The sequence below is a fragment of the Corynebacterium yudongzhengii genome (genome assembly GCF_003065405.1).
Taxonomy (GTDB): domain Bacteria; phylum Actinomycetota; class Actinomycetes; order Mycobacteriales; family Mycobacteriaceae; genus Corynebacterium; species Corynebacterium yudongzhengii.
Genome location: NZ_CP026947.1, coordinates 1,094,376 through 1,106,878 on the forward strand (window position 1 = coordinate 1,094,376; position 12,503 = coordinate 1,106,878).

Genomic DNA, 12,503 nt, shown 5'->3' on the forward strand with positions numbered 1-12,503 from the left:
CTCGGTAACTGGATCCCCTGCAGGGGGATTCGGGGACCGCATCTTTATGCAAGAAATATTCGGGGGAACGTTACTTGTGAATCGCCTCATCGCCATCGCCGTTATGGCCGTACTAGGAAGCCTCGTAGCTGCCTGTGGACTTCCGGGTACCTCGGTTCTAGGACACGTAGTCCAAGACACCACAGATTCGACCGACGAGACACAACCGCAGGAACATCCTGCCGGTTTCTACCTCAGCGGCGAGTTCGTCAAACTCACAGAGTTCGACCCAAACGATCCGAGTCTCGAGCCAATCCGCGCCTGTGAAGAAATACCCCAGGAGGTTTTCGACGAGATAGGGCTCGGGCCAATAACCGTGGAGCAGAAGGACAGCTTCGGAATGACCGGGTGCGCTGGAAGGCTTACTCACAAACTAGGGGAGAGCATGGGCTGGAACCTAGTTTCGGGCCCGACTCTACTTCGAGAAATCAGTGATGATCCAAAAACGTTTATCCACCATTCGAAGCCATCTGCGCTGGGATCTCAAACGCTCCAGAAAGACCTCGAACAAGGAGTTTCCTGCACGTCTTCTGTCGACACGGAGCGAACTCTCTTTTCGGTCTCAGTTAACGACTACACCGGTATGACCAGCGATGAGAATTGTGCAGTGCCTCAACTGACCTCTTCAACCAGATTTACGAAACTCTTCGGGGGATGGAATGAACTTCTTGCAGATTGACTCTGAGAATCTAGGTGCTGCGGCGTCCGTAGCGGCGCAGCTGAGTGACGACTCAAAGCTGGGTCAACAAAAAGCCTCTTCAGCAGCTATAGGGCCGTCCTACTCAGTTGCTTCCGGTTTTGACCAGATGGGTACCATGCATGGCCGGTTCATCAAAGACGGATCAGGCGCCGCAGCCCAAGTACTGCAAGACCTCTCGGGTGAACTCGACGACATACATACAAACCTCAACCGCACCTCTGAGGCCTTCCAAGCCCAAGACGACACCGCAGCCCACGCACTCGACATCGCCGACCACGGAGGAAGCACCCACACCTCCAGTTACAACTTCTCCCCACTGGATGCGACAGGAACTAGCGGGCTCGGGAAGACAACGGTGGGTGTTCTACCAGCACTATCCGTGCAAACACTCATGCACGAACTCCAACAAACAGACGGCAACGCCGCCTACTCATCCCAGAGAATCTGGGTCGAGATCATCAACGCCGCCAAAGACATCGCTTCGGGGCTCCACGACGTCAGCACCACGCTCGGGTCAGAGAATACTGGGGCGGTTATTGATGCAATCCGCGCCCGTATTGACGGCACTGCTCGTCGCAGTGAAGTCATCGCCGCTAATTCCCGCATCATCAACCAATACCTTGGGGCTTTAGACCGCAGCCGGATGACCAAACTCGGTGACGTCACCGGCGTCAAACTCGAACTCGACGCCCTACGCGCACTCGGCCCCAACGGAGAAATGGCCGCACGCATCGCCGAGCACGCCTTCTTGGGTTACTACGCTGCCGCCACCCAAGCGGAACTGGTAGGACTGATCCCACCAGTATCGAACCTGACACTCGAAGACTCCGGCACCTCCGGTGGACACGCAGACGCCATGATGTCTGATGTTGATGGCACCGGTTCTCGTTACTCCACCAACGGCATCATCACCCCACACGGACTGCGTGACCAGTTACTCGAGGCGGCTGCAGCGTATCCGGAGAGTTTTGAGCGTATTAACTCGGTGACCAGGGGTATGGCGGATGCTGCTGGCGTAAGTCTTGGTGAGGGGTTGTTCAGCCCGCAGGCAATTAGTACGGATGCAGCCACGATGACCTCACCGCAGCAGATCACCGGGTTGGCTAGTAACCCTAGTGCTAGCCCCACGGCTTCTCTTCCTGGTGTGTCTGGGGCGTCGAATGTGATCACCCCGATGGGTGCACCGCTTGCCCCGAGTGCCACCACCAATTACGGCGGGGCACAGCCTTCACGACCCAGTACTGGGGCCACGCCTTCAACCACTTCTCCTCAGGCACGCACGAGTACTCCCGGTGCGACTGGTGCTGGTGTCCTGATGCCGGGTATGGCTTCTGCCCGGCCAGGGATCGCGGGTAGCGCCGGTTCAAATCCCTCGGCCGGCACCCGTTTCGGTTCCGGCTTCGCCAGTACTCCCTCGGAAGGCTCACGCGCGATCGGAGCCACCGGTAGTCATAATGCACAAGGCGGTTCATCTAGTACAGGCCTTCGTGGCGTTTCAGGAGTACCACCCACACCCGGCCACAACCCCAGCAACCCTGGCCAGCCTAGTGGTGATGATTCCACCCGCCGCCCTAACCCGGGAGGCAACACCAACACAGGCACTAACCCACACGCCCAAACCGCCACGCAAGGGCAAAACCAAACAACCCGCGCTGGCATGGCACCCATGATGGGCGGAGTACCCGGCGCACGGAATACAAACAGCCCGAACAACAAAGGCAAGATCCGCACGATCACCAGCCAAGTCGAACGCGAAGGTAATATGCGTGACCTTCTCGGCGAACGACCGCCAGTCGTCCCCGGCGTAATCGGGGCGTGGGTACGCGAACCCCGTGACTAACTATGCGGCCGCATAGTGCCCACAGGGGCGTAGCAGACCGCGGCGGGTTTTATGCCATGGCATAATTCGCGCCACCACTAGTCGCACTGCACACAACCGCTCACGAAGTCGAGCTCAGCCGGACCACCACGATCGGCAGACACGAGAAAACCGCCCGTTCCCGCGGGTGGGGAAGGGGCGGTTAGTGCTCAGAACCGTGGAAGGTTTAGAACCACTTGTTGACGAAGCCGAAGATAGCGCCCAGGACGCCGATGGCGGCGGTGACAACGCCGAGCCAGACCTTGATCTCGTTGGCCAGGTCGGTGGAGTTCTCGATGTCGGAGGATGAGGAGGTGGCCTGCTGGCCGTCGTCCTCCTGGGTGTCGCCCTCCTCAGTGTCGTTGTTGCTCGAGGAGAGGTCGGCAAGAGAGGAGGAGGTCTGAGCGCCGGTGTCGGCCTGGGTGGTGTCCGCCTCCTCAGCGTTCGCGATGCCGGTGCCGGCGACACCGATGGCGAGAGCGGAGGCTGCGGCGACCAGGGTCTTACGGATCTTCATAAAGATGGCTCCATCTTTGAATGACGGTGAATGCTGTACGCGAATGCTGTACGCGCCGGATTTTAACCCGCCTTCATGGTTTCTGCAAGGCTTCCTGAAGTTACTTTTCAGTAACTGATTTCAGTTAGCTACTCTACCTGGGCAGATTCGATCGTGACCTGTTCGGCGGGCTGTCCGTCGGGTTGGCCACCGTCGACACCCGCTTCGGCGATGGAGTCAAGAGTGGCAAGGCCCTCGTCGTCGATCTGGCCGAAGTAGGTGTAGGTCGGCGGCAGCGGGGAGTCGTCGTAGTTCAAGAAGAACTGCGAGCCGTTGGTATCCGGGCCGGAGTTGGCCATCGCAATCGAGCCGCGCGGGTAGAGCACCGGTGCGGCGAGCTCTTCGTCGCTGGCTTCGTCGGTCGGGTACTCGTTGGCGAACTCGAAGCCGGGGCCGCCGGCACCCGTGCCGGTCGGGTCGCCGCACTGGAGGACGTAGATGCCGTCAGTGACGAGGCGGTGGCACAGGGTGTTGTCGAAGTAATCCTGCTCGGCGAGGTGCGTGATGGCGTTGACGGTGCACGGCGCCACGGAGCGGTCCAGCTCCATGCCGATCGGGCCCTGGTTGGTCTCCAGGTTGACGGTGACGGTGCCCTCGGTGGAGACGTCCTCGGACTCGGGGAGTGGGACGTCGGATTCTTCCGTCTCGTTGTAGGTGCACGAGACCGTCGGCGGAAGAGCCTCCGCACGCTCCATGGCCAGCGGCTCGGCCTCGGGGATCTCCGAGTCTTCGGCCGTCGTCTCCTCGGCGGTCGTCTCTTCAGCAGCGGTGGTCTCCTCGTCGCCGCCGCGGGAGGCACCCCAGACGATGCCGCCACCGATAAGGGCGATGGCGCCGGCGGACAGCAAAACGATGCCCAGCGGGCGGGTCTTTTCCTTGCGGTCGCGCGCCTTGATTTCCTTGTCGAGCTGCGCGAGGGCCTTCTCTCCGCGCTCCCTGTTCGTGCTCACGCTGAGCTCCACCTCATTTGGTCGTCGACGGTTTATTTGAGCGCATTACAGCTTAACCGGAAAAGAAATCGTGGCGTAAAGCCCCGCCGCATACCTATGGTGGCGTACATGGCTAACGTAACGTTTCAGAATGAACCGACCACCACCTCCGGCGAGCTGCCCGCCAAGGGCGATCAGCTGCCTGACTTCGAGCTCGTCGGCGCCGACCTGTCGCCGGTGACCCCGGCGGACTTCGCGGGCAAGAAGCTCGTCGTGAACATCTTCCCGTCTTTGGATACCGGCGTGTGCGCCAACTCGGTGCGCCGCTTCAACGACCTGGCGAAGGAACACGAGGACACCGTCGTCATCAACGTCTCCCGTGACCTGCCCTTCGCCCAGGCCCGCTTCTTCGAGGACAATAACATCGACACCGTCGCCGGCTCCGCCTTCCGCTCCAGCTTCGGCGAGGACTACGGCGTCGAGCTCGAGGGTTCCCCGCTGCAGGGCCTGCTCTCGCGCAGCGTCGTCGTCACCGATGCTGACCACAAGGTCGTCTACACCGAGCTGGTCGAGGAGATCGGCAACGAGCCGGACTACGAGAGCGCCGCAGCCGCGCTGAAGTAGTATCGGCTCCTATGAAACTGTCCGGATTCGCCGCAGGTCCCTACCAGACCAACACCTACTTCCTCACCACCGAGACCCATGCGGTGGTGGTGGACCCGGGGATGCACACGGCGGACCGGACAGTTGACTTTTTGGCCGAGCACAACTTGGAACTGGATGCGGTCGTGCTCACCCACGGCCACATCGACCACACCCGCGATGCCGGCACGATCACCCGGCGTTTCGGGGTGCCGGCCTACATCCACGCCGCGGATGAGTTCATGCTTATCGACGGTCGCGGCGTCTCCCCACAGTCCCGCATCGTCTTCGATGCCGACAACATGACCCCGATCGACGAGGTGCGGCACTTAGAAGACGGCGATACGCTCACCCTTTTGGGCGAAGAGTTCACCATCCGCCACGCCCCGGGCCATTCGCCGGGTTCGACTCTTTTGGTCCACGAGGATTTCGCGCTCGTCGGCGACGTCATCTTCCGCGGCTCCATCGGGCGTACGGACCTGCCGCAGTCCGATCCGGACGCCATGGAGGCCACTCTGGCCGGTCCCGTCTGGGAGTTAGAGGACGCTACCTTGCTGCTGCCCGGCCACGGCCCGACGACCACGATGCGCGCCGAGCGCACCACCAACCCCTTCCTCACACAGCTTAAGCGGTGACTAAGCTGTGAGGTCGTGAGCGATAAGCAGAAGTTTCAGCCCCTACACGCCCCCAAGGGAATCCCGGACTACGTCCCGCCGCAGTCGGCGACCTTCCTCGCCGTGCGCGACGAGTTCGTCCGCCAGACCCATCTCGCCGGCTACCAGCACATCGAGCTGCCCATCTTCGAGGACACCGGCCTGTTCGCGCGGGGAGTGGGCGAGTCCACGGACGTCGTCAGCAAGGAGATGTACACCTTCGCCGACCGCGGCGATCGCTCCGTGACCCTGCGCCCGGAGGGCACCGCCGGGGTGATGCGCTCGGTGATTCAGCACCACTTAGACCGCGGCCAGCTGCCCATCAAGCTCAACTACTACGGCCCGTTCTTCCGTTATGAGCGCCCGCAGGCCGGGCGCTACCGGCAGCTGCAGCAGGTGGGCGTCGAGGCCATCGGTGTCGATGACCCGGCGCTGGACGCCGAGGTCGTCGCCCTGGCGGATCGCTGCTACCGGGCCGTCGGACTGCGGGATTTCCGCCTGGAGCTCACGAGCCTCGGTGACAACACCTGCCGCCCGGCTTACCGCGAGAAGCTGCAGGAGTTCTTGTTCAAACTCCCGCTCGACGAGGAGACCCGCCACCGCGCCGAGATCAACCCGCTGCGCGTGCTCGACGACAAGCGCCCCGAGGTCCAAGAGATGACCGCCGAGGCGCCGCTCATGCTCGATCACCTCTCGGATTCGGCGCGCGAGCACTTCGAGACGGTCCGCGGCCTGCTCGACGACATGGGCGTGACCTACACGATCAACCCCCGCATGGTCCGCGGCCTCGACTACTACACCAAGACCACCTTCGAGTTCGTCCACGACGGCCTCGGCGCCCAGTCGGGCATCGGCGGCGGCGGGCGTTATGACGGCCTCATGGCCCAGCTCGGAGGCCAGGAGCTCTCGGGCATCGGCTACGGGCTCGGCATCGACCGCACCGTGCTCGCCCTCGAGGCCGAAGGCGTCCAGATCGACGGCGCCGAGCGGCGCGTCGACGTCTACGGAATTCCCCTCGGCGCGGAGGCGAAGCGTCGCATGGCGGTGCTTATCGACGAGCTGCGTGCCGCCGGCATCGCCGCCGACATGGCCTACGGTGACCGCGGGCTCAAGGGGGCGATGAAGGGCGCGAACCGCGCCCAGGCCCGCTACGCGCTGGTGTTAGGCGATAGCGAGCTGGAAGCTGGCACCGTGGCCGTGAAAGACCTCGGTTCCCAGTCGCAGGAGTCGGTGGCGCTGGGAGAGGTCGTCGAGAAGCTGCGCTGACTTAGCACTCCGTCAAGGAGACCGGGAAGCCGAGGCGGGTGGCCAGCCCGCCGGTGGAGGTCTCCTTGTACTTGGTGTGCATATCCCGGCCGGTGGCGGCCATGGTGTGTACGGCGTCGTCGAGGCTGACGTGGTGTTCGCCGTCGCCGTTGAGGGCGAGGCGCGCACCGTTGACGGCCTTGACCCCGCCGATGGCGTTGCGCTCGATGCACGGGATCTGCACGAGCCCACCGACGGGATCGCAGGTCAGGCCCAGGTTGTGCTCGAGGGCGATCTCCGCGGCGTTGCCGATCTGCTCGGTGGTGCCGCCCAGGACCGAGCACAGGCCGGCGGCGGCCATCGCGGAGGCCGAGCCGACCTCGCCCTGGCAGCCGACCTCGGCGCCGGAGATCGACGCGTTTTCCTTGATGATGATGCCCACGGCCGCCGCGGTGAGCAGGAACTTCCGGGCGGTGTCGCAGTCGAAGTTGCCGATGAAGTCGCGGGCGTAGTGCATCACCGCGGGGATGATGCCGGCCGCGCCGTTGGTCGGGGCGGTGACGACCTTGCCGCCGGCGGCGTTTTCCTCGTTGACCGCTAGGGCGTAGAGATTGATCCAGTCCATGGCGGACAGGCCGTCGCTCTGGTCGGTGGCGTCGCGGTTTTTCAGGTTGTTGAGCAGATCCGGGGCGCGGCGGCGCACGTTGAGCCCGCCGGGCAGGGTGCCGGAGGCGGAAAAGCCGTTATCGACGCAGTCCTGCATGGCCTTCCAGACCTCGTCGAGGTGGTTCAAGGTGGTCCCGGAATCGCCATGGATGGCTTGTTCGTTCTCGAGCATCACCTCGGCGATGGTGCGCGAACCATGGGCGCAGATCCCCTGCAGCTGCTCCCAGGTGGTGAACTCGTGCGGGATGGATGCGCTGGTCTGGGCGGCCTCGGCCATGCCGTGGGGGCCGTCGCCGTCGATCTCTGCGCGGGTGACCACGAAGCCGCCGCCCACCGAGAAGTATTCGACGCCCGTGGCGAGCTCCGTGCCGCGAGCGTCCCAGGCGCTGAAGATCAGGCAGTTGGGGTGTTCCGGCACGGGCGTGGGATCGAAGACGAGCTCGTAGTCGATCTCGCCGGTGGGCCCGGAGATGTGTCCCTGCGCGTCGATTCTGTCGCCGAGGGCGGGGGTCACGTCCGTCGTGACGGTCGTCGGCGTCCAGCCGACGAGCCCCAGCAGCGTGGCCCGGTCGGTGCCGTGGCCGCGGCCCGTCGCGGCGAGGGAGCCGCGCAGCTCTACCCGCACTTTTGCCGGGTAGTCGGGGAGGGAGTCCAGAAACAGCGCGGCGGCGCGCATGGGGCCGACGGTGTGGGACGACGAAGGTCCGATTCCGATGCTGAACAGGTCAACAGCGCTGATAGTCATGGCACCACACTACTGGGGATTACCCCCGTAGCGTTTTAACAATTCGGTAAAAGGTGTGACATTTTCCTCGGGGTCGACGCCGGAGCTGCGGCGACGCGTGGTAACCTGGCCCTCGGCCGTCACGCCACCGAGCCCGCCGACCGAATCAGTGCCGGCGAGCATGCGGGAGGCGAGCTCCCCGGCGGCGCGGTGCACGCGGCGAGAGAACTCGTCGGAGGCGCTGCCGAAATCCTCGGTGGCGGCGAATAAGGAGGTGGGCATGACGTCGGCACGCAGATAGACCAGCAGCGGGCGCAGGGCGTGCTCTAGGGCCAGCGAGTGGCGGGCGGTGCCGGCGGTGGCGGCGATGATCGTCGGCATGCCGTTGAGCGCGTCGGTATCCAGGGCGTCGAAGAACATCTTGAACACGCCGGAGTAGCTGGCCTTGAAGATCGGGGTGACGGCGATGAGCCCGTCGGAGGCGGAGAGGTGTTCTTTGACCTCGTCGAGACGCGGCGAGGAGATGCCGGTGGACATGACCTGGGCGAGGTCGTTGATGAGCTCGGAGACCTCGAAGACCTCGACGGTGAGTGCCTCGCCGCGGGAGGTCACCGCCGCGGAGACGGAATCTGCGATCTTCTCGGCGACCTGACGGGTGCTCGACGGCGTCGATAAGCCAGCCGTGATGACGGTGAGGGTGCGCAACGCTACTCCTGAGTCTTACCGGGGTTGATGGAAAAGTGCCGGTGATCGCGGTGGCCGGCGAGCCACTGGTGGGTCGGCGGGTCCGAGGGCACGTGCCCCGGGCGGCGGGCCTCCATGCGGCGGCGCAGCTCGGGAACGATCTGGTGACCGAGGATCTCGATCTGGTGGAGCACCGTCTCCAGGGGCAGGCCGGCGTGGTCGATGAGGAAGAGCTGGCGCTGGTAGTCGCCCACCCAGTCCGCGAACTGCATGGTGCGCTCGATGACCTGCTCGACGGTGCCGACGGTCAGCGGGGTCATCTCCGTAAACTCCTCGAGCGAGGGGCCGTGGCCGTAGACCGGCGCGACGTCGAAGTAGGGGCGGAACTCCTTCTTTGCCTGCTCCTCGGTATCGGCGACGTAGAACTGCCCGCCTAGGCCCACGATCGCCTGATCCTTCGCCCCGTGGCCGTACTTCTCGAAGCGGCGGCGATAGATATCCACCATCTTCGCGGTGTGTTCCTTGTTCCAGAAGATGTTGTTGTGGAAGAAGCCGTCGCCGTAGAAGGCGGCCTGCTCGGCGATCTGCACGGAACGGATCGAGCCGTGCCAGACGAACGGCGGCACCTCGTCGAGCGGGAACGGGGTCGAGGTAAAGCCCTGCAGCGGGGTGCGGAACTCGCCGGAGAAGTTCACGGAGCGCTCGCGCCACAGCCGGCGCAGCAGGTGGTAGTTCTCGATCGCCATGGGAATGCCTTGGCGGATGTCCTTGCCGAACCACGGGTAGACCGGCCCGGTGTTGCCGCGGCCGAGCATCAGGTCGGTGCGCCCGCCGGAGAGGTGCTGCAAGAAGGCGTAGTCCTCGGCGATTTTCACCGGGTCGTTGGTGGTGATGAGGGTGGTGGCCGTCGACAGGCGGAGTTTTTCGGTCTTCGCCGCGATATAGCCGAGATGCGTGGTTGGCGAGGAGGGCACGAACGGCGGGTTGTGGTGCTCGCCGGTGGCGAAAACATCGAGGCCGACCTCCTCGGCCTTGAGCGCGATCTGGGTCATCGCGTGGATGCGCTCGCCCTCGGTCGGAGTAGTGCCGTGGACCGGATCCGGGGTGACGTCACCGATGGTGAAGATTCCGAACTGCATGCTGAGACATTCCTTTCTCTATTCGCCAACAAGTGTATATGACGTGTCAACAATTACGGGTTTCGGTAGACAGCATGCAGCAAAAGCGCCACGTCATGGCCCGCAATCACCCGAAACGGCCGGTGGTCCGGGCGCCCCACCTCGGTGACGATGCCCAGCTGGGGCAGCAGGCCGTTATCGTCCGGCGTCGACAGCTTCTCGACGGCCTGTTGCGCCGTAGCATCGCGGGACAAAAACACCGCGCGGTTCGGGGTGCCGGAATGCTCCATCACATAGCCGATGCGGGTGGCGGGATCCACCTGCCCGTCGTGGGCGGCGAGCCAGCGCGCGATCATGTCCGTGTTGACCAGCCCGCGGTAACGCTCTTCGTCATACACCGGAAACTGCGAGATCGTGGTGGTGCGCAAGACCTCGAAGGTATCGGCGATGTGATCATCGGGGCCAAAAGTCACCACCTCCTGGTGGCCGAGCACCTCGATCGCCAACGGTGGATCGAGCAGGACGTCCCGCAGGAACGTGATGGCCTCGACCGTCTCGGGCAGCGGCTCGGCGATGGGGCGGAAGTCCCGGTACTCGCCGTGGCTGATCGCATTACGCAGGTCCGTGTAATCCGATAAGTCGTCGGCCTGGCCATCGCGCAAGTGACCGTTCTTGCGGGCCCAGCGGATGACGTGGCAAAAACTGTCCGAGTTGCGCGCGCCCACGAGATCACGCAGGTGGGACTCGATGTCATTGAAGGCAGCCAGAAACGCCGTGGCCCGATTCGCGGTAGTCATCACCTTCCTAAGCGTAGTGAAACCACGGGTATATCGAACGCCGCCTGTCCAAAGCGGTAGACTGACCGCGGAAAACATTCGACTAGTCGGAAGGACGTAGAACGACCGTGCTGCGAACCCATCTCGCGGGAGAACTCCGCCTCAATGACGCCGGTTCCACTGTCACGCTCACGGGCTGGGTCGCCCGCCGGCGTGACCACGGTGGAGTCATCTTCATCGACCTGCGCGACCGCTCCGGCTACGCCCAGGTGGTCTTCCGCGATTCCGAGGTCGCCGAACGCGCCCACGACCTGCGCAGCGAATACTGCATCCAGGTCACCGGCGTCGTCGAAAAGCGTCCCGAGGGTTCCCGCAACGACAACCTCGCCTCCGGCGCCATCGAGGTCAACGTCACCGAGCTCGAGGTGCTCAACACCGCCGCCGCGCTGCCCTTCCAGGTCGAAGACGCCTCCTCCTCCGAGGTGGGCGAGGAAGCCCGCCTGAAGTACCGCTACCTGGATCTGCGCCGTGAGCGCCAGGCCGAGGCACTGCGGCTGCGTTCCAACGTCAACCGGGCGGCGCGCCGGGTGCTCGATAACCACGACTTCACGGAGATCGAAACCCCGACGCTGACCCGCTCCACCCCGGAGGGTGCACGCGACTTCCTCGTCCCGGCCCGCCTGCGCCCGGGCAGCTTCTACGCCCTGCCGCAGTCGCCACAGCTGTTCAAGCAGCTGCTCATGGTCGCCGGCATGGAGCGCTACTACCAGATCGCGCGCTGCTACCGCGACGAGGACTTCCGCGCCGACCGCCAGCCCGAGTTCACTCAGCTCGACGTGGAGATGAGCTTCGTCGACCAGGAAGATGTCATCGCCCTGGCAGAGGAGATCATCGCCGCGATCTGGAAGGAGGCCGGCTACGAGATCTCCACCCCGATCCCGCGCATGACCTATGCCGAGGCCATGCGCCGCTACGGCTCCGACAAGCCGGACCTGCGCTTCGACATCGAGATCGTCGAGTGCACCGACTTCTTCACCGACACCACCTTCCGCGTCTTCCAGAACGACTACGTCGGCGCCATCGTGATGGAAGGCGGCGCGGACCAGCCGCGGCGTCAGCTGGACGCCTGGCAGGAGTGGGCCAAGCAGCGCGGCGCCAAGGGACTGGCCTACATCCTCGTCGGCGAAGACGGCGAGCTCTCCGGCCCGGTGGCCAAGAACATCACCGACGCCGAGCGCGCCGGGATCGCCGAGCACGTCGGCGCCCGCCCGGGTGACTGCATCTTCTTCGCCGCCGGCGATACGAAGAGCTCGCGGGCGCTGCTCGGCGCCGCCCGCGGCGAGATCGCCGAGAAGCTCGGTCTCATCAAGGACGGCGACTGGGCGTTTACCTGGGTCGTCGACGCCCCGCTGTTCGAGCCGGCGGCCGACGCCACCGCCGACGGCGACGTCGCCCTGGGCAACTCCAAGTGGACCGCCGTGCACCACGCCTTTACCTCCCCGAAGCCGGAGTGGAAGGACACCTTCCAGGACCACCCGGGCGAGGCCACCGCGTACGCGTACGACATCGTCTGCAACGGCAACGAGATCGGCGGCGGCTCGATCCGTATCCACGAGCGCGATGTCCAGGAGCGCGTCTTCGAGGTCATGGGCATCACCGAGGAAGAAGCCCGCGAGAAGTTCGGCTTCCTGCTCGACGCCTTCGCGTTCGGCGCCCCGCCGCACGGCGGCATCGCCTTCGGCTGGGACCGCATCGTCTCGCTGCTCGGCGGCTTCGACTCCATCCGCGACGTCATCGCCTTCCCGAAGTCCGGCGGCGGCGTCGACCCGCTGACCGATGCCCCGGCCCCGATCACCGCGGCCCAGCGCCGCGAATCCGGCATCGACGCGAAGCCCAAGAAGGCGGAGTCGTAG

At 64.5% G+C, this 12,503-nt stretch carries 12 protein-coding genes; 6 read left to right on the top strand and 6 right to left on the bottom strand.

Going from position 1 to position 12,503, the window contains the following annotated elements; genetic code table 11:
* Positions 1–76 precede the first annotated feature (76 nt).
* Together C3B44_RS11635 and C3B44_RS11640 are read left to right on the top strand one after the other, a co-directional pair.
* A complete protein-coding gene (locus tag C3B44_RS11635) occupies positions 77–718 on the top strand; it encodes a hypothetical protein (RefSeq protein WP_146183507.1) in 642 nt (213 codons plus the stop codon).
* Positions 708–2,579, top strand: a complete 1,872-nt coding sequence (locus C3B44_RS11640; RefSeq protein ID WP_159077378.1) for a hypothetical protein — start codon at positions 708–710, stop codon at positions 2,577–2,579. Before C3B44_RS11635 ends, C3B44_RS11640 begins: the two co-directional genes overlap by 11 nt.
* A gap of 205 nt (positions 2,580–2,784) precedes the next feature.
* On the opposite strand, the gene C3B44_RS12060 is transcribed toward C3B44_RS11640, so the two are convergent.
* Both C3B44_RS12060 and C3B44_RS05080 read right to left on the bottom strand, forming a co-directional pair.
* Positions 2,785–3,114, bottom strand: a complete 330-nt coding sequence (locus tag C3B44_RS12060; RefSeq protein WP_108431422.1) for a hypothetical protein — start codon at positions 3,112–3,114, stop codon at positions 2,785–2,787.
* A gap of 128 nt (positions 3,115–3,242) precedes the next feature.
* On the bottom strand, positions 3,243–4,103 hold the full coding sequence (locus tag C3B44_RS05080) for a peptidylprolyl isomerase (protein WP_108432565.1): 861 nt from the start codon (positions 4,101–4,103) through the stop codon (positions 3,243–3,245).
* A gap of 108 nt (positions 4,104–4,211) precedes the next feature.
* Between C3B44_RS05080 and tpx the strand changes: the two genes are divergently transcribed.
* The 3 genes from tpx to hisS are packed head-to-tail and all read left to right on the top strand — an operon-like array spanning position 4,212 to position 6,643.
* Positions 4,212–4,706, top strand: coding sequence for a thiol peroxidase (gene tpx, locus C3B44_RS05085; protein WP_108432566.1), 495 nt, complete (start codon positions 4,212–4,214; stop codon positions 4,704–4,706).
* Between the two features lie 11 nt (positions 4,707–4,717).
* Entirely contained in the window at positions 4,718–5,359 is a 642-nt protein-coding gene (locus C3B44_RS05090; RefSeq protein WP_108431423.1) for an MBL fold metallo-hydrolase, read from the top strand.
* Positions 5,360–5,374: 15 nt separating this feature from the next.
* The gene (gene hisS / locus C3B44_RS05095; protein ID WP_108431424.1) at positions 5,375–6,643 is read left to right on the top strand and encodes a histidine--tRNA ligase; all 1,269 of its coding nucleotides are present in this window, start codon (positions 5,375–5,377) and stop codon (positions 6,641–6,643) included.
* Position 6,644: 1 nt separating this feature from the next.
* On the opposite strand, the gene C3B44_RS05100 is transcribed toward hisS, so the two are convergent.
* The 4 genes from C3B44_RS05100 to C3B44_RS05115 are packed head-to-tail and all read right to left on the bottom strand — an operon-like array spanning position 6,645 to position 10,611.
* Positions 6,645–8,033: an L-serine ammonia-lyase gene (locus tag C3B44_RS05100; RefSeq protein ID WP_108431425.1), complete on the bottom strand. Its 1,389-nt coding sequence runs from the start codon at positions 8,031–8,033 to the stop codon at positions 6,645–6,647.
* A 9-nt stretch (positions 8,034–8,042) separates the two neighbouring features.
* Positions 8,043–8,717: an FMN reductase gene (locus tag C3B44_RS05105; protein WP_108431426.1), complete on the bottom strand. Its 675-nt coding sequence runs from the start codon at positions 8,715–8,717 to the stop codon at positions 8,043–8,045.
* 2 nt (positions 8,718–8,719) lie between these two features.
* A complete protein-coding gene (locus tag C3B44_RS05110; RefSeq protein ID WP_108431427.1) occupies positions 8,720–9,835 on the bottom strand; it encodes an LLM class flavin-dependent oxidoreductase in 1,116 nt (371 codons plus the stop codon).
* A gap of 53 nt (positions 9,836–9,888) precedes the next feature.
* A complete protein-coding gene (locus tag C3B44_RS05115; RefSeq protein WP_108431428.1) occupies positions 9,889–10,611 on the bottom strand; it encodes a CBS domain-containing protein in 723 nt (240 codons plus the stop codon).
* A gap of 107 nt (positions 10,612–10,718) precedes the next feature.
* Between C3B44_RS05115 and aspS the strand changes: the two genes are divergently transcribed.
* The gene (gene aspS / locus C3B44_RS05120) at positions 10,719–12,503 is read left to right on the top strand and encodes an aspartate--tRNA ligase (RefSeq protein WP_108431429.1); all 1,785 of its coding nucleotides are present in this window, start codon (positions 10,719–10,721) and stop codon (positions 12,501–12,503) included.